Here is a 15,261-nt window from a genome sequence, read left to right as displayed (position 1 = left end):
TGCCATGACGCGGCGCGGGGGCGGGCTCGGGCGGGAAGACGGCCTCGGGGCTGTCGATGTCGGGAATGGCGTTCACCCGCCCATTATCCGGGCCCGCCCGCGCCGCGTCATGGCAGCCGCTTAAGAATCGCTTAAAGCTTTACCTCTACCATCGCGGCATTCCCCTGCCTGGCCGTGTCCTTGTCCCAACTGTTGCTCGTGGAAGACGACGCCATGCTCGGCGATGCGCTGGCCGAAGCGCTGGCCGGCGACGGCTGGGCAGTGGACCGCGCGCGCGATGTCGCCCAGGCCCGGCTGGCGCTGGTCGAACACGGCTATGCGGCGGTGCTGCTCGACCTCGGCCTGCCGCAGGGCTCCGGCCTGGACGTGCTGCGCGCAATGCGCCAGCGCTACGACCCCACGCCGGTGCTGATCATCACCGCGCGCGACCAGCTGAGCGACCGCATCAGCGGCCTGGACGCGGGTGCCGACGACTACCTGGTCAAGCCCTTCCAGAGCGACGAGCTGTGCGCGCGCCTGCGCGCGGTGGTGCGGCGCAGCCAGGGCCGGGTGACGCCGGCGCTGGAATGGCAAGGCGTGCGGGTGGATCCGGCCTCGCGCAATGTCGAGCGCGACGGCGTGGCCGTGCGCCTGGGCGCGCATGAGTACCGCACGCTGGTGGCGCTGCTCGAACGCCGCGGCCGCGCGGTGTCGCGCGAGGCGCTGGAGGCGCAGGTCTACGGCGGAGGCGGCACGCTGGAGAGCAACACCATCGCGGTGTACGTGCACCAGCTGCGGCGCAAGCTCGGCGACGACTTCATCGTCACCGTGCACGGCATCGGCTACCGGATCGGCTGATGCGCCATCCCTCGCTGAAACTCAAGCTGCTCAAGACGCTGATGGCGGTGATCCTCGGCGGCTGGCTCATCTGGCTGCTGTGCCAGCACGACCAGGTCAGCCGGCAGCAGAGCCGGCAGGGCGACCTGCTGCTGCGCGAGGTGGCCGAGCAGGTGCTGCTGTCGATGCCGCGCAACATCGCCGACGTCGGCAGCGCCGGCTACCTGGAACTGCCGCCCACGCTCGCCGCCGCGCCCACGCGCGAATTCGACAAGATCCGTTTCCAGGTGTGGAGCCTGGCTACCGGCGAGCGCGTGGTGGCCTCGCGCAAGGCGCCCATCACGCCGCTCAAGCCGGATTTCCAGCCCGGCTTCGGCCACGTGCAGACCGCCGGCGATCGCTGGCGCGTGTACGCCGTCACCGACGCCGAAGGCCGCGTGCAGGTGCAGGTGGGCCTTGCGCAATCGCAGGTGGAAGCGGAGCTGGCGCACTGGATCCGGGTAAGCCTGATCTCCGCCATCGGCGTGCTGCTGGCCTTCGCGCTGGCGATCTGGCTGGCGGTGAGCTGGAGCCTGCGCTCGACCCACCGCCTGCGCGACGGCATGGCCGCGCGCGAGCCGCTCGACCTCACCCCGCTGCCCACCGCCGGCATCGCGCGCGAGATCCTGCCGCTGGTGCGCTCGTTCAACGACCTGCTCGGCCGGCTGGGCGTGGGCATGCAGCGCGAACGGCAGTTCCTGGCCGAAGCGGCGCACGAGATCCGCACGCCGCTGGCCGCGCTGCAGACCCAGACCGAGCTGGCCATGCGCGCCACCGACCCGGCGCAGACGCGCGAGGCACTGCAGCGGCTGCACGGCGGCATCGAGCGCATCACCCGGCTGGCCCAGCAGCTGCTCGATTCGGCGCGGCTGGAAGCCTCGCGCAACGAAGGCCGCGAGGCGATCGTCGAGCTCTCGGACGTGGCCACGATGGTCGCGCGCGAATTCGAGGCGATGGCAGAGCGCCGCCACCAGACGTTGGTGCTGACGGTGGAGGAAGCGCCGGTCTGCGCCGACGTGGACGACCTCGGCATCCTGCTGCGCAACCTGGTCGACAACGCGGTGCGCTACTGCGGCGAAGGTGGCCGCATCGAGATCTGCTGCCACGCCGACCCGGTGGCCGGCGAGGCGGTGCTGCGCGTGCGCGACGACGGCCCCGGCGTGCCGGAGCACGAACGCGAGCGCATCTTCGACCGCTTCTTCCGCGGCAGCACCGGCAACGGCGAGCGCGGCAGCGGCGTGGGGTTGTCGCTGGTGGCCCGCATCGCGCGCCACCACGGCGCGCGTATCGAAACCGGCCCCGGCCTGCAGGGCCGCGGGCTATGCATCGCGGTGCGTTTCGCCCTGCAGGGCGAAACCACCGCCAACTGACTTACTCCGCCGCCAGCTCGCGGCCCGAGGCGCCGCGCCACCACATCCGCAACGGCGGCGGCTGGCGCGGGTCGACCGCCTGCCCCAGCAGCGGCATCGCGATGGCTACCTGGCGCTGGCGCGCGGCGGCGAGCACCTGCTCCATCGGCGCGTACCAGTCGTGGAAGGCCAGGTCGAAGGTGCTGTTGTGGATCGGCACCAGCCAGCGGCCGCGCAGGTCGATATGCGCCTGCACGGTCTGCTCGGGCAGCATGTGCACGCCGGACCACAGCGGGTCGTACGCGCCGCATTCCACCAGCGTGAGGTCGAACGGCCCCAGGCGGCGGCCGATCTCGGCGAAACCGTCGAAGTAGCCGCTGTCGCCGCTGAAGAACAGGTTGAGGTCCGGTGTGCGGATCGCCCACGAGGCCCACAGCCGACGGTCGCGGTCGAACAGCCCGCGCCCGGAGAAGTGCTGCGCCGGGGTGGCGGTGAAGGTGATCTGGCCGGCGGTGTAGGCCTGCCACCAGTCGAGCTGGTGGATGCGCGCGGCCGGCACGCCCCAGCGCTGGATCAGGTCACCCACGCCCAGCGGGGTGACGAACGTTTCGGCGCGCTTGGCCAGCGCGATGATCGTGGCCTTGTCGAGGTGGTCGTAGTGGTCGTGCGAGATCAGCACGCCCTTCAGCGGCGGCAGGTCTTCCAGCGCGAGCATCGGCGGCTGGAAGCGCTTGGGGCCGGCCCAGCCGACCGGCGAGGCGCGATCGGAGAACACCGGGTCGGTGATCCACCAGCCGCCGTCCAGGCGCATCAGCACGGTGGAATGGCCCAGCCGGAACAGCTCGCCTTCCTTCGCGGCGGCGAGGACCTCGGCGGTGATCGGGCTGACCGGGATCGGCGAAGACGGGCGCGTGCCCGGCTGCTTGCCGGTGAGGAACTTCCACCACAGCGAAACGGTTTCCTTGCCTTCCGGCATGCGGGGCTCGGCGGCGTTGCGGAAGCGGCCTTCCTGGAATTGCGGGGACAACGGATATTCGACAGCAGAACCTGAAACCGACATGCCGGTGATTCCTGTGGCAAGGACGAGGGAGAGGGAGATCCAGAGCCAGCGGCGTTTCATGGCGCGGCCGGCCAGTGCACGCGCGCGCAGCCCATGTCATCGGCCACGCGCTGCGCGTGCAGGCGCAGGCCTTCGCCGATGCCACAGCCGCGCCAGGCGGGTTTGACGTACAGGCCGTCGATGCGCAGGCCGTACTCGCCGCCGGGCAGGTCCAGGCCGACGCTGGCGACCAGCACGCCGACATCGCGGCCATCGCTGCGCGCCAGCCAGGCCCATGCGCGATAGGGTGCGTCGAGCAGCGCTTCGCGCAACGGCAGCGGTGCATGCGCGGGCAGCGGCAACTCGGAGGCCTCGCGGCACAGCGCCCACACCCGCGGCAGGGCGTCGGCGTCGACGCGTTCGAGTGCCCATTCGGGCATCGCGCGGCGCGCCGAGGGCAACACGTCCAGGACCAGCGCGATCATGCGGATCCCTCCTTGCGGAAGGCCAGCGGCGAGGAATTCCATTGCGACGTCATCAGCGATCTCCAGGGGCATGGCGTACGCCCACCGGGACAGGGTGCGCGGCGCGCTTTAAGAACCCTTTAAGACCTGGCCACCGGGCTTAACCGCGAGCAACTCGCCCTTGCCCACCGGCACGAGCGAGACCGCATAGCCGGGCGCGGCATCGAGCAGCGCGCGCAGGGGCGCCATCTCTTCGGCGTGCGACACCGCGTTATCGACGACCAGCAGGCCGCCGGGGCGCAGCACGCGGTCGATCCAGGGCCACCAGCCGGCATAGGCGGCGCGGTGGGAATCCAGGAACAGCAAGTCCATCGAGGCGGCCGGCGCGGCGGCGAGCCAATCGCCCGCATCGCCCTGCCATTGCGTGATGACGGGGCTCAGCCGCGCGCGGATGAAGTTCTCGCGTGCCATCGCCACCTTGCCGGCATCGCGTTCGAGGGTGATGACGTGGCCACCCTGCACCTGCGCCGCCTCGGCTAGCCACAGCGTGGAATAGCCGTTGGAGGTGCCGATCTCGACGATGCGCCGCGCCCGCGTGGCGCGCACCAGCACGGCAAGGAATTCGCCGGTATCCGGCGTGATGTTGAGCATGCGCTCGCCACGCGTGGTGGCGGCGGCATCGTGGGCGGCGCCGAACGCCGCCAGTTCCGCCTTCAGCCGGGCGAGGTCGTCGGGCACCGCGGCCTCAGCGCTTGAACCACGCCGCCGCCAGCGACACGGCGCCGGCAATGCCACTGGCCCAGATCCACAGCGTCGCGCCCTGCCGCGCATCGCCGTGCAGGCCGTGCAGCACGGCCGCGCACACCAGCAGGCCGACGCCGGTGATCGCCATCACCGCGCGCCGCTGCAGCAGGCGCACGCTGCGGTCGAGCGCGCGCAGTTCCTGCGAGCGTACGTCCACCCGGTGCTGGCCCTCGACCTGCTGGCGCAGCCACGCGTGCACGAGGCGCGGCATGTCCGGCGCGTGGGTCATCAGCTCCGGCAGGCGCTTGCGCAGTTCCTTCAGCGCGCGGCGCGGGCTGTAGCGTTCGATGAGGATGCGTTCGAGCACTGGCCGCGCCACCGCCCAGATGTCCAGCTGCGGATCCAGCTGGCGCCCGACGCCTTCGATGTTGAGCAGGGTCTTCTGCAGCAGGATCAACTGCGGCTGCAGCGTGAGCTGGTAGCGCTGGGCCACGCGGAACAGCTTGAGCAGCACCTCGGCCAGCGAAATCTGCGACAGCGGCCGGGTGAAGTACGGCTCGCACACCGAGCGCGCGGCGGCTTCCAGCTCGTCGATGCGCACGTTGGACGGCATCCAGCCCGCCTCCACGTGCAGCTCGGCGATGCGCCGGTAGTCGCGGTTGAAGATGGCCATGAAGTTCTCGGCGAGGTAGTACTGATCCTCCTGCGAGAGCTGGCCCATGATGCCGAAGTCCAGCGCGATGAAGCGCGGGTTGAGGCGGCGCTCCGGGTCGCTGTCCACCCATATGTTGCCGGCGTGCGCGTCGGCGTGGAAGAAATTGTCGCGGAACACCTGCGTGTAGAACACGCGCACGCCCTTGGCGGCGAGCACCTTGCGGTCGATGCCGGCGGCGTCGAGCGCGGCGATGTCGTCGGAGGGGATGCCGTACACGCGTTCCAGCGTCAGCGCGCGCTCGGCGGTGTGCGTCCAGATCACCTCCGGCACGTACAGGTCGTCCGAGCCCAGCCAGAAGCGCCGCAGCACGCTGGCGTTGGCGCCTTCGCGCTGCAGGTCGAGCTCGGCGGCCAGGGTGTTCTCGATCTCGGCCACGACTTCGCGCGGGCGGATCTTCTCCGCGCGCGGGTGGGTACGGTCCACCAGCGCGGCGAGTGACTTGAGCAGCGCGATGTCGGCGTCGATCTGCCTTTCGATGGTCGGGCGCAGCACCTTGACCACCACCTGGCGGCCATCGTGCAGCGTCGCCGCGTGCACCTGGGCGATCGAGGCGGAGGCCAGCGGCGTGGTGTCGAAGCTGGCGAACGCGGTTTCGACCGGCTGCCCCAGCGCCTGCTCGACGATGGCGCGCGCGGTCTGCCCGTCGAACGGCTGCACGCGGTCCTGCAGCAGGGTCAGCTCGTCGGCGACGTCCGGCGGCACCAGGTCGCGGCGGGTGGAGAGGATCTGCCCGAACTTGACGAAGATCGGGCCCAGGTCCTGCAACGCCAGGCGCAGCCGCGCGCCACGCGACTGCGCCGCGATGGCGGCCGGCGCGCGCGGCACGAAGGGCTTGGCCAGGCGCAGCCAGCGGCCGGCGGGCGTGTCTTCGAGCAGGTCGTCCAGGCGATAGCGCAGCACCACCCGGCCGATGCGGCTGGCGCGGAAGAAGGCCTTCATGCCGCACCTCCCGCGCGCAGGCGCGACACCCGCGCGGCGAGGCGTTCGACGTCATCGCGCAGGTGATCCACGTCGTCGTGGAAGGCGTCGAGCTCGCCGCGCGGCACGACGTCGCGCGACTCCTCGGTGACGTACTCGGCGGCGTCGCGGGCCAGGCCGCTTGCCAGCACGCGCGCCTGGCGCAAGGCACCGCGCGCGGCCTGCGCGACCTGCACGCCGATCACCTCGCCGAACACGGCGACGAACGGCAGCTGCCAGTCCGGATCGAAGCGGCTGGCCAGCTGCTGCAGGCGGCGCGCCAGTTCGGCATCGCCGGAGACGCGCATGCGCCCCCCCGGCGTGGCCCCGCGCGCGGACTGCGCCAGCAGCGGCAACTGGGACAGCAGCCCGCCCAGCGTGCTGCGCACGGCCAGGTCCGGCTCGCTGGAACGGTCCACCGGGCCCACCCGCAGGCGGTCGCCCTCCACGCGGATCTGCAGCGCCAGGGCCGGGGCCTCCAGCGTCATCTCGATGCGCTGCCCGTCCAGGGCCTGCACGGCGGTGCGGGTGTCCGGGTCCAGCGCCAGCGCGCGGTTGAGCGCCGCTTCCAGCGCGCGGCCGGCCAGCGGTTTGAGGTTGGGCAGGGGGAAAGCAGGCATGGCCGCCATTCTAGCGGCTGCGCCCACCGGTTCGCCGTGCACGCGGCGCTTCGGCGCGCCCGGTGGAATGGGGGCATGCTATGCGCTTTCGTTTCGCGCAAAGGCGGTGGTGCAATGGGCAAGATCCGGGTAGGCCTCATCTTCGGCGGCAAGTCGGCCGAGCACGAGGTGTCGTTGCAGTCGGCCAGGAACATCGTCGACGCGCTCGACCCCGACCGCTTCGAGGTGACCCTGATCGGCATCGACAAGCAGGGCCAGTGGCACATCAACGACCTGGGCGACTACCTGCTCAATGCCGAGGACCCGGCCCGCATCGCCCTGCACCGCTCCGGCCAGGGCGTGGCGCTGGTGCCCGGTCGCGAGGCACAGCAGCTGCAGGCGCTGCAGCCGGCCTCGGCGCTGGCGCAGATCGACGTGGTGTTCCCCATCGTGCACGGCACGCTGGGCGAGGACGGCTCGCTGCAGGGCCTGCTGCGCATGGCGAACCTGCCGTTCGTGGGCTCCGGCGTGCTCGGTTCGGCGGTGTCGATGGACAAGGACGTCGCCAAGCGCCTGCTGCGCGACGCCGGCCTGGACGTGGCGCCGTTCGTCACCCTGCGCCGGCGCGACGCCGATACCGCGGACTTCGCCGCGATCAGCGCGCAACTGGGCCTGCCGTTGTTCGTGAAGCCAGCCAACCAGGGTTCTTCGGTCGGCGTGAGCAAGGTGCGCGATGCCACGGAATTCGCGCAGGCCGTGGCGCTGGCGTTCTCCTTCGACCACAAGGTGCTGGTGGAATCGGCCATCGTCGGGCGCGAGATCGAATGCGCCGTGCTCGGCAACGAGGCGCCGGAGGCGAGCGTGTGCGGCGAGGTGGTGGTGCACGACGAGTTCTATTCGTACGACACCAAGTACATCAGCGAGACCGGCGCGGAAGTGGTGGTGCCGGCGGCCATCGACGAGGACACCCAGCAGCGCATCCGCGCGATCGCGTTGCGTGCCTATGAAACGCTGGAATGCGCCGGGTTGGCGCGGGTGGACGTGTTCTTGACGGCGGAGGGACGGATCGTCATCAACGAGATCAACACCCTGCCGGGCTTCACCCGCATCAGCATGTATCCGAAGCTGTGGGGTGCCAGTGGCGTGACGTACCGCGGACTGATCACGCGGCTGGTGGAACTGGCGATCGAGCGCCATCGCGCCGATGCCCAACTGCGCAGCACGGTCGGCTGACCGCCCTGCAGGGCCGGCGCATCCGAAGATGCGCCGGCCAGCCTGCAACCGCTTCGACTAGACGCGGCCGCGGCGGAACATCGAGATCACCGCCAGGATCAGGAACACGACGAACAGGATCCAGGCGATGTTGGTGGCGGCACCGGCGATGCCGCTGAAGCCCAGCACTGCGGCAATGATGGCGATGACGAAGAAGACGATGGCGTAGTGCAGCATGGCGTTCCCGAAGAGGTTGACGGGCCGGATCGGCGCGTTGACATCATCGGTTTGCCGCGGTCTTCAATCGGTGATGGCGGCGTGGGCGGCAAATGAGGACTTCAGCCTTGTGATGCCCTCGTCAATGCTGACGCGCGGCACGTAGCCGAAGTCGCGCTTGGCCGGGCCCATGTCGTACCAGTGCGCGGTGCACAGCTGCTCGGCGAGGAAGCGCGTCATCGGCGGCTCGCCCTTCAGGCGCAGCAGCGGCCACAGGATTTCGCACGCGCGGCCGATGCGGTAGGCCGTCTTGAACGAGATCGACTGGGTCACCGGCGGTGCGCCGGCGGCGGCGAGCAGGCGGTTGATCAGCTCGCGCATCGGCAGCGGTTCGCCGTTGGAAATGAAATACGCCTTGCCGGCGCAGGCCTCGCCCACGGCCAGGTGCTCGAACGCATCGAAGTGCGCCTGCGCGGCGTTGTCGATATAGGTGGTGTCCACGCGGTTCTCGCCGGTGCCGACCAGGCGCAGGCGGCCGGCGCGCGCGCGTTCGGCCAGGCGCGGCACGATCTGGTTGTCGCCCGGGCCCCAGATCAGGCGCGGGCGCAGCGCCACGGTGGCGAGCGTGGCGCTGTTGGCGGCGAGCACCGCGCGTTCGGCGATGGCCTTGGTCGCCGCATACGGCGCCTGGAAGTCTTCGCCGTAAGGCACCTGGCTGGCATCCAGCCCTTCGACCGGATGCGTGGCGCGATGGGTCACGCTCGGCGTGGAGGTGTACACCAGCTTGCCGACGCCGGCGGCCCGGCACGCGGCGAGCACGTTCTCGGTGCCGACCACGTTCGCGAGGTGGTAGCTCTCGTAGCTGCCCCACGCGCCGGCCTTGGCCGCATTGTGGAAGACCGCGTCCACGCCGGCGATGGCGTGGCGCACGGCGTCGGCATCGGCGAGGTCGCCACGGATCTGGCCCACGCCCAGCGCCTGCAACGCCGGGTAATGGCCGCGGTTGAAGCTCAGCACTTCGTGCCCGCGTTCGACCAGCCCGCGGCACAACGCCTGGCCAAGGAAACCACCGCCGCCGGTGACCAGGATCTTCATGCGTTGCGCTCCAGTTGTTCGGTGGCCCAGCGCGCGAGCTGTTCGCGGCCGATCTTGGCGTTGTGGCGGATATCGACCGGGAAACCCGGGTGGACGAGGAAGCGCGTCAGCGCCTGGGTGTGCGGGAAAGCTTCGGCGCGCTCGCGCAGGCGTTGCGCCATGCCCTCGCCCTGCGCGCCGGGCAGCAGCTCGTAGCACAGCACCGGCTGTTGCGCGCCGGGCGTGCCCACGCCGACCAGCGCGGTGCGGCGGATGCCCGGCACGGTGTTGAACACCGGCTCGACCTGCTCGGTGTACATCGGCCCGGCGGCGGTTTCCACGCGCTGGGTCTTGCGGCCGCAGAACCACAACCGGCCTTCGGCGTCGAAGTAGCCGACATCGCCCATGCGGTGCACGACGCGTTCGGCGGCCTCGGGCGAGCGTTCGCGGATCTTCGCCACGGCGGTGGCGGCATCGCGGTGGTAATAGGTGTCGGTGGCGGTGGGTCCGGCGACGGTGATCTCGCCGACTTCGCCGGCAGGCAGTTCGCGCACGCCTTCCCACTGCGGGATCGGCGCATCGTCGATGGCGATGATGCGCACCTCGTTCGGCGGCACCACGCGGCCCACGCAGGTGCCCGCGCCGGCCTCGGTCGCCTCGCGGGTGCGCTCCAGTTCGCGGCCTTCGATCACCGCCACCGGCAGGCATTCGGTGGCGCCATAGGGCGTCCAGAACTGCGCGTCCTCCGGCAACAGCGCGCGCATCTTCGCCACTACTTCCGGCGGCACCGGCGCACCGGCGGAGGTCACGCGGGTGACGGTGGGCAGCGGCTGGCCATGATCGGCCAGCACGCGCATCAGCGCGGGCGAGCCGAACAGCTGGGTGATGCCGAAGCGTGCGATGGCGTCGTGCAGCCGGCGCGGGTCGGCCTGGGCCGGGCGCGTCGGGTCCATGTCCGGGATCACCGAGGTCAGGCCCAGCGCGGGGTCGAACAACGCGAAGGGCGGGAAGGTCGGCAGGTCCACGCCGCCGGGCAGCATGCCGAAGGCGTTGCGCAGCAGTTCGATCTGGCCGACGAAATGGCGGTGGCGATACACCACGCCCTTCGGCACGCCGGTGGAGCCACTGGTGAACAGGATGGCGGCGACGTCGTCCGGCGCGGTATCGGCCAGCTGGCTGCCCGCCGCGCTGCCCTCGCGCTCGATCTTCGCCAGCGTGGTGCCGCCCCACGCCCAGCGCCTGCCCACGGTGACGATGCGCGTGGCCGAGCGCGCCCAGCCCAGCAGGCGCCGCGCCAGCTGCGCCAGCGGGATGCCGATGAACGCCTCCGGCTCGGCCTCGTCCAGGCACTGCCGCAGCGCGCGACGGTCGATGCCCGGGTCCACCAGCACCGGCACCGCGCCGGCCTTGAACAGCGCGAACATCAGCAGGAAGAACTCGCGCGAAGGCCGCACCATCACCACCGTGCGCGTGCCGCGGCCGATGCCGTAGCGGGCCAGGCCGGCGGCGATGGCGTCGCTGCGCTGGTCCAGCTCGGCATAGGTCAAGGTAAGGTCGTAGCGCGCCATGCCGTCGGCACCGCGACGGCCGGGGCAACGGATGGCGATCTGCTGCGGCTGCGTACGCGCCAGTTCCGGCAGCGTCGCCGCAATGTTGCACGGTGGGATCATCGGGGGATTATCGCCGCGCGCCCGCGTTCGTGTCGTCTCCATCGCCCGGCGGCGGCCACTGAACGCCGCCGACTTGCGCCCGGCACGGGTTCCGGCAGAATGCCGCCGCCTCTTTCCTGTCCTCCACGCCCATGGCGCATCCCTGCCTCTCCTGCGGTGCCTGCTGCGCCCACTTCCGGGTCAGCCTCCACTGGAGCGAGGCCGAGCCCAGCCTGGGCGGACGGGTGCCGGTCGAACTGACCGATTCGCTGCGGGCGCACGAGCGCGTCATGCGCGGCACCTCGCAGGCCCAGCCGCGCTGCATCGCGCTGGACGCGGACATCGGGCGCCATAGCCGCTGCACCATCCACGACCGCCGGCCGGCGGTGTGCGCGCAGGTGCCGGCGTCGCTGGAGTTCGGCGACCAACGCAGCGAACAGTGCGACCGGTCGCGGGCGGCGTATGGCTTGCCGCCGCTGGGCGCGGCGGACTGGATCGGCGTGGACGACGCGCAGCGCAATCCCCTGCCCGAATACTGAGCCGCGCTTACAGCGGATGGCGGTCCAGGAACGCGCGGATCGCCGGCACCAGCACCTTCGCCTTGTCTTCCAGCACGTAGTGGCCGGCATCGTCGAAGGCCTGCACTTCGGCGTTCGGCAGCGCGGCGCGGAAGCCGTCGAGGAAGTGGCGGTCGAAGACGAAATCCTTCAGGCCCCAGCCGATGAACGCCGGGCGGTCGGCGAAGCCCGGCAGCGCCTTGCCGGCGGCTTCCAGCAGCGGCCACGCGCGGTCGGCCGGCGAGAGCGGGATGTCCTGCATGAAGCGGATGGTGGCGATGCGATGGGCCCAGGTGTCGTACGGGGCGACATACGCGCGCCGCACGTCGGCGGGCATGCGCTGCTCCACGCCGATCCACGAGGCGCCGGCGGAGAACGCGTTGAAGCCGCGGATGATCCATTCGCCGATCTTCCAGTCGCGGCCCAGCGCGATCTGCCACGGCATCCGCTTGGCGGCCGGCATCGGGAACGCGGCGGTGTTGGTGACGACCAGCCGCTTGACCTGCGCGGCGTGCGAGAGCGCCCAGCCGAAGCCGATCATGCCGCCCCAGTCGTGCACGGCCAGGGTGATCGGGCCGGTGATGCCGAGGTGGTCGAGCAGCGCGGTGACGTCGTCCACGCGCGATTGCAGGGTGTATTCGTAGCGGCTGTCGTCCGGCTTGTCGGACAGGCCCATGCCGATGTGGTCCGGCACGATGCAGCGGTAGCGGTCGCTCAGCCCGGCCACCAGGTTGCGCCACAGGTAGCTCCACGACGGATTGCCGTGCAGCATCACCACCACCTCGCCGTCGCGCGGGCCTTCGTCCAGGTAGGACATCGACAGGCCGGGGCGGACCTCGAAACGCTGCGGGTGCGCCGGATAGCCGGGCAGGGCGGGGGTGGCGGTCATCGGATTCCTCTTGCGGACAATGAAACGCCCGCGGCTTGCGGCGCGGGCGTTCGTCTTGCGGTGCAGCCCCGGGTTCGCGCGCCGGCCAGCGGCGCGCGGCGGGTTACCACACCACTTCGGCCATCGAGCAGTTCAGGCCCGAGCCGATGCCGAGCAGGGCGATGCGGTCGCCCTTCTTCAGGCGGCCCAGCTCCTTGAGCTTGCTCAGCACGATCGGCACCGAGGCAGGGCCGATGTTGCCGTGCTCGCCGAAGATCGTCATGACCTTGGCCGGGTCGATGCCGAAGGACTTCACGAACGCGGCGGTGTGCGGGCGGCTGACCTGGTGGATGACGAACTGGTCCAGTTCGTCCACCGCCCAGCCCAGCGCCTGCTTGGCGGCGATGAAGGTCTTCTGCGCCAGCTTGATGCCTTCGATCAGCAGCATGCGGGTGTCGGTGACCATGCGGTCCAGGTTGCCGCGGCACAGCTTGTTGAACTCGGTCGCCGAGCGGGTCACGCCGCCGCGGTACTGCGGGGCGTCGGGCACCAGCTCCTTGCGCGCCATCACCATCGCGGCCGCGCCGCAGCCCAGGGTCAGGGCGGCGAGTTCGTCGCGGAACTCCTGCTCGGTGACGTTCGGCGAGGTCATGCGCTCCAGGGTCTTTTCATAGACCAGGTTCGCGGTCTCGCCATCGACGACCAGCGCGTAGTCGATCTCGCCACGCTCAAGCATGCGCGCGGCGATGTCCATGCCATTGATGAAGGCCAGGCAGGCGTTGGCGACGTCGAAAGTCATGCAGTGGTCGCCGACGCCGAGGTTGCCGGAGACGATGCTGGCCGTCGAAGGCTCCAGGTAGTCGCGGCTGACCGAGGTGTTCACCAGCAGGCCGACCTGGTCGGCGGTGATGCCGGCATCGTCCATCGCCTTGCGCGCGGCGGCGGTGGCGGCGTCGGAGGCCTGCACGTCCGCGTCCCACAGGCGGCGGGCGTGGATGCCGGCGATGTCGCCGAGCACGTCGGTCTTGATGCCGAGCCGGTCGTAGGTCGGCTGCAGGCGCGCGTTGATTTCCTGGGACGTCAGCGTGTGCGGCGCATCGACATGCGCGAGTCCCGCAATGGAAACGTTCTTGAAGAGCATCGAAGTAGCGCCACGGCGTCAGGCGAGGGGGCGCCATTCTAGCCCCTGCCAGCCTTCACCGCATCTTTACAAGGCCCGGGAGCGCCCCCGGGCACAACGGTTCAGCGTCCGCTGCACAGATAAGCGTTGAAGCGCTGGCTGCCGTCGGCCGGCTGGCCCTCGGCCTGGACGGCGTTGGCGCCGGCGCTGGGGGCCTCGTTGCGGGCCAGGGTTTCCAGTTCTTCCTGCACGCGCAGGGGGTTGCGGTTGTAGAAGCCGACCTTGTTCTTCACCGACACCACGACCTCGCCCTTCTGCTGGCAGTTGGCCGGCACGGCGCCCGGCGGGATCACGCGGACCGCCTTGCCATCCGGTTCGATCGGCACCCAGGTGCAGGCGGCAGCGGCGAGGGAAATCAGGCTGGCGGCAATCAGGACGCGCATGCGGGCGGCAGTCGTAAGAAAGGAGAACAGGATTGTGCCGCAGCCAGTTGATTTGGCAAGGCAGGTCAGCTGGCGCATGGGGATCCGGCGCTTTGGAGTGGCCCACCGGGGGCCGGAATGTCAGGCCAGGTAGTACACCCCTCGGGAACGTCCGGACAGCGTTCGGCGGCCGCGGTGTCCGGACAGCGGACACTTTCCTCACGCTGAAAAGCCATTGGAATCAATCACCTGGAGTTGGCACGCGTCCTGCTCTGTACTTGGCGTGGCCGGGAAGAACCAAAACCAACCTGACCAAACGCTGAACAAAATCAAGAAATCTGAAATTCCGCTTGACCCGTCTGATCTGGTGTACTACCTTACTACCACACCACCGCTCACCCACACCACAACAGGTACCGTCATGAACACCAAGTCTCTGAGCGTCGCCCTCGCCCTCGCCGCCGGTTCGGTTTTCGGTTCGATGAGTGCCCAGGCCGCCACGATCAACACCCTGGACGCCGTGCAGGTCCGCCCGTCCGCCGAGCAGATCGCCCAGCGCGAACACGAACTCAACAGCGACATCCCGACGCTGGCTGCCGTGCAGGTTCGCCCGACCGTCGGCCAGATCCTGGAACTGCAGGCCGAGCAGGCTGCCGCCCAGCGCGTCGTGACCCTGGCCTCGGTCGAGGTGCGTCCTTCGGCCGAACAGCGCGCCGAGCTGGACAACGCCGCCACCCCGGTCGCCAGCGCCGACGCCACCAGCGCGTCGATCGCCGCCCTGCTGGGCCAGGTCATCGTCAACCTGCCGGTGCCGCACCTGCAGCCGTCGCCGAGCCAGCTGGAAGCCCTGCTGGGTGAGATGGTCCGCGTCCAGGCGCAGTTCTGAGCCCTGCCGGTCGGCCTGCCAGGCCGGCCGGTGGCGGCTAGAATTCGCCGATGAGCGAGCCGCCCTTCTTCGATGTACTGCTGTACCAGCCGGAAATTCCGCCCAACACGGGCAACGTGATCCGCCTTTGCGCCAACACCGGCGCGCGGCTGCACCTGATCGAACCGCTCGGTTTCGACCTGAGCGATCGCCAGCTCAAGCGCGCCGGCCTGGACTATCACGAATATGCCAGCCTGCAGGTCCACCCGGACCTTGCCACCGCCCTGGCCCAGATCGCCCCCAAGCGCCTCTTCGCGCTGAGTACCCGCGGCCAGGTGCGCTATGACACCTGCGCCTTCGCGCCCGGTGATGCCTTCCTGTTCGGCGCCGAAACCCGCGGCCTGCCCGCCGACGTGCTCGACGCGATTCCCGAGCCACAGCGCCTGCGCCTGCCGATGCGCCCGGACAACCGCAGCCTCAATCTGTCCAACAGTGTGGCCGTGGTCGTGTTCGAAGCCTGGCGACAGCTCGGGTTTGCCGGCGGGCAGTGAGCGCT

Annotated in this window: 17 protein-coding genes; 6 read left to right on the top strand and 11 right to left on the bottom strand. The window is 70.3% G+C overall.

Features of this window, described 5'->3' with window-relative positions:
- Positions 1-180 precede the first annotated feature (180 nt).
- Positions 181-837, top strand: a complete 657-nt coding sequence (locus tag ARC20_RS03050) for a response regulator transcription factor (RefSeq protein ID WP_272914583.1) — start codon at positions 181-183, stop codon at positions 835-837.
- A complete protein-coding gene (locus ARC20_RS03045) occupies positions 837-2,225 on the top strand; it encodes an ATP-binding protein (RefSeq protein ID WP_057644112.1) in 1,389 nt (462 codons plus the stop codon). The genes ARC20_RS03050 and ARC20_RS03045 overlap by 1 nt, the downstream gene beginning before the upstream one ends.
- Before the next feature lies 1 nt (position 2,226).
- On the opposite strand, the gene ARC20_RS03040 is transcribed toward ARC20_RS03045, so the two are convergent.
- The 5 genes from ARC20_RS03040 to ARC20_RS03020 form a co-directional block, all read right to left on the bottom strand.
- Positions 2,227-3,324 (bottom strand): MBL fold metallo-hydrolase, encoded by a 1,098-nt coding sequence (locus tag ARC20_RS03040; RefSeq protein ID WP_057644109.1) that lies wholly within the window; start codon positions 3,322-3,324, stop codon positions 2,227-2,229.
- A complete protein-coding gene (locus ARC20_RS03035) occupies positions 3,321-3,728 on the bottom strand; it encodes a GNAT family N-acetyltransferase (RefSeq protein WP_057644106.1) in 408 nt (135 codons plus the stop codon). The genes ARC20_RS03040 and ARC20_RS03035 overlap by 4 nt, the downstream gene beginning before the upstream one ends.
- A gap of 108 nt (positions 3,729-3,836) precedes the next feature.
- Positions 3,837-4,445, bottom strand: a complete 609-nt coding sequence (locus ARC20_RS03030; protein WP_057644104.1) for an O-methyltransferase — start codon at positions 4,443-4,445, stop codon at positions 3,837-3,839.
- A gap of 7 nt (positions 4,446-4,452) precedes the next feature.
- Positions 4,453-6,105: a ubiquinone biosynthesis regulatory protein kinase UbiB gene (ubiB, locus tag ARC20_RS03025; RefSeq protein WP_057644102.1), complete on the bottom strand. Its 1,653-nt coding sequence runs from the start codon at positions 6,103-6,105 to the stop codon at positions 4,453-4,455.
- Complete coding sequence (locus ARC20_RS03020; protein ID WP_057644097.1) at positions 6,102-6,743, bottom strand: ubiquinone biosynthesis accessory factor UbiJ; 642 nt, start codon at positions 6,741-6,743, stop codon at positions 6,102-6,104. The genes ubiB and ARC20_RS03020 overlap by 4 nt, the downstream gene beginning before the upstream one ends.
- 114 nt (positions 6,744-6,857) lie before the next feature.
- Between ARC20_RS03020 and ddlA the strand changes: the two genes are divergently transcribed.
- Positions 6,858-7,955, top strand: coding sequence for a D-alanine--D-alanine ligase (gene ddlA / locus ARC20_RS03015; protein WP_057644094.1), 1,098 nt, complete (start codon positions 6,858-6,860; stop codon positions 7,953-7,955).
- Positions 7,956-8,012: 57 nt separating this feature from the next.
- Here the strand turns inward: ddlA and ARC20_RS17855 are convergent, their stop codons facing one another.
- The 3 genes from ARC20_RS17855 to oleC form a co-directional block, all read right to left on the bottom strand.
- Complete coding sequence (locus tag ARC20_RS17855) at positions 8,013-8,171, bottom strand: DUF1328 domain-containing protein (protein WP_081418003.1); 159 nt, start codon at positions 8,169-8,171, stop codon at positions 8,013-8,015.
- 63 nt (positions 8,172-8,234) lie between these two features.
- Positions 8,235-9,245, bottom strand: a complete 1,011-nt coding sequence (gene oleD, locus ARC20_RS03010) for a 2-alkyl-3-oxoalkanoate reductase (RefSeq protein WP_057644091.1) — start codon at positions 9,243-9,245, stop codon at positions 8,235-8,237.
- Positions 9,242-10,894, bottom strand: coding sequence for an olefin beta-lactone synthetase (oleC, locus tag ARC20_RS03005; protein WP_057644088.1), 1,653 nt, complete (start codon positions 10,892-10,894; stop codon positions 9,242-9,244). Before oleC ends, oleD begins: the two co-directional genes overlap by 4 nt.
- A gap of 131 nt (positions 10,895-11,025) precedes the next feature.
- On the opposite strand from oleC, the gene ARC20_RS03000 reads away from it, so the two are divergent.
- Entirely contained in the window at positions 11,026-11,412 is a 387-nt protein-coding gene (locus ARC20_RS03000) for a YkgJ family cysteine cluster protein (protein ID WP_057644085.1), read from the top strand.
- A gap of 7 nt (positions 11,413-11,419) precedes the next feature.
- Here ARC20_RS03000 and ARC20_RS02995 read toward each other — a convergent pair whose 3' ends face one another.
- The 3 genes from ARC20_RS02995 to ARC20_RS02985 form a co-directional block, all read right to left on the bottom strand.
- Complete coding sequence (locus ARC20_RS02995; protein ID WP_057644082.1) at positions 11,420-12,319, bottom strand: alpha/beta fold hydrolase; 900 nt, start codon at positions 12,317-12,319, stop codon at positions 11,420-11,422.
- A 103-nt stretch (positions 12,320-12,422) separates the two neighbouring features.
- Positions 12,423-13,439 carry a 3-oxoacyl-ACP synthase III gene (locus tag ARC20_RS02990; RefSeq protein ID WP_057644079.1) on the bottom strand — a complete coding sequence of 339 codons (1,017 nt, stop codon included), beginning with the start codon at positions 13,437-13,439 and terminating at the stop codon, positions 12,423-12,425.
- Between the two features lie 101 nt (positions 13,440-13,540).
- Positions 13,541-13,861: a DUF4156 domain-containing protein gene (locus ARC20_RS02985; protein ID WP_057644076.1), complete on the bottom strand. Its 321-nt coding sequence runs from the start codon at positions 13,859-13,861 to the stop codon at positions 13,541-13,543.
- A 400-nt stretch (positions 13,862-14,261) separates the two neighbouring features.
- On the opposite strand from ARC20_RS02985, the gene ARC20_RS02980 reads away from it, so the two are divergent.
- Together ARC20_RS02980 and ARC20_RS02975 are read left to right on the top strand one after the other, a co-directional pair.
- Positions 14,262-14,726, top strand: a complete 465-nt coding sequence (locus tag ARC20_RS02980; RefSeq protein ID WP_057644073.1) for an XAC0231 family protein — start codon at positions 14,262-14,264, stop codon at positions 14,724-14,726.
- A gap of 50 nt (positions 14,727-14,776) precedes the next feature.
- Positions 14,777-15,256: a tRNA (cytidine(34)-2'-O)-methyltransferase gene (locus ARC20_RS02975; protein ID WP_057644070.1), complete on the top strand. Its 480-nt coding sequence runs from the start codon at positions 14,777-14,779 to the stop codon at positions 15,254-15,256.
- The last annotated feature ends 5 nt before the right edge of the window (positions 15,257-15,261 follow it).

The organism is Stenotrophomonas panacihumi (assembly GCF_001431645.1).
GTDB lineage: Bacteria > Pseudomonadota > Gammaproteobacteria > Xanthomonadales > Xanthomonadaceae > Stenotrophomonas_A > Stenotrophomonas_A panacihumi.
Note: the sequence above shows the minus strand (reverse complement) of the source record. Positions and strands in the feature narration are given on the sequence as shown.

Coding starts and splice junctions, on each gene's coding strand:
- ARC20_RS03045 (WP_057644112.1), top strand. CDS start 837: ATGCGCCATCCCTCGCTGAAACTCAAGCTGCTCAAGACGCTGATGGCG.
- ARC20_RS03040 (WP_057644109.1), bottom strand. CDS start 3,324: ATGAAACGCCGCTGGCTCTGGATCTCCCTCTCCCTCGTCCTTGCCACA.
- ARC20_RS03035 (WP_057644106.1), bottom strand. CDS start 3,728: ATGATCGCGCTGGTCCTGGACGTGTTGCCCTCGGCGCGCCGCGCGATG.
- ubiB (WP_057644102.1), bottom strand. CDS start 6,105: ATGAAGGCCTTCTTCCGCGCCAGCCGCATCGGCCGGGTGGTGCTGCGC.
- ARC20_RS03020 (WP_057644097.1), bottom strand. CDS start 6,743: ATGCCTGCTTTCCCCCTGCCCAACCTCAAACCGCTGGCCGGCCGCGCG.
- ddlA (WP_057644094.1), top strand. CDS start 6,858: ATGGGCAAGATCCGGGTAGGCCTCATCTTCGGCGGCAAGTCGGCCGAG.
- ARC20_RS17855 (WP_081418003.1), bottom strand. CDS start 8,171: ATGCTGCACTACGCCATCGTCTTCTTCGTCATCGCCATCATTGCCGCA.
- oleD (WP_057644091.1), bottom strand. CDS start 9,245: ATGAAGATCCTGGTCACCGGCGGCGGTGGTTTCCTTGGCCAGGCGTTG.
- oleC (WP_057644088.1), bottom strand. CDS start 10,894: ATGATCCCACCGTGCAACATTGCGGCGACGCTGCCGGAACTGGCGCGT.
- ARC20_RS03000 (WP_057644085.1), top strand. CDS start 11,026: ATGGCGCATCCCTGCCTCTCCTGCGGTGCCTGCTGCGCCCACTTCCGG.
- ARC20_RS02995 (WP_057644082.1), bottom strand. CDS start 12,319: ATGACCGCCACCCCCGCCCTGCCCGGCTATCCGGCGCACCCGCAGCGT.
- ARC20_RS02990 (WP_057644079.1), bottom strand. CDS start 13,439: ATGCTCTTCAAGAACGTTTCCATTGCGGGACTCGCGCATGTCGATGCG.
- ARC20_RS02985 (WP_057644076.1), bottom strand. CDS start 13,861: ATGCGCGTCCTGATTGCCGCCAGCCTGATTTCCCTCGCCGCTGCCGCC.
- ARC20_RS02980 (WP_057644073.1), top strand. CDS start 14,262: ATGAACACCAAGTCTCTGAGCGTCGCCCTCGCCCTCGCCGCCGGTTCG.
- ARC20_RS02975 (WP_057644070.1), top strand. CDS start 14,777: ATGAGCGAGCCGCCCTTCTTCGATGTACTGCTGTACCAGCCGGAAATT.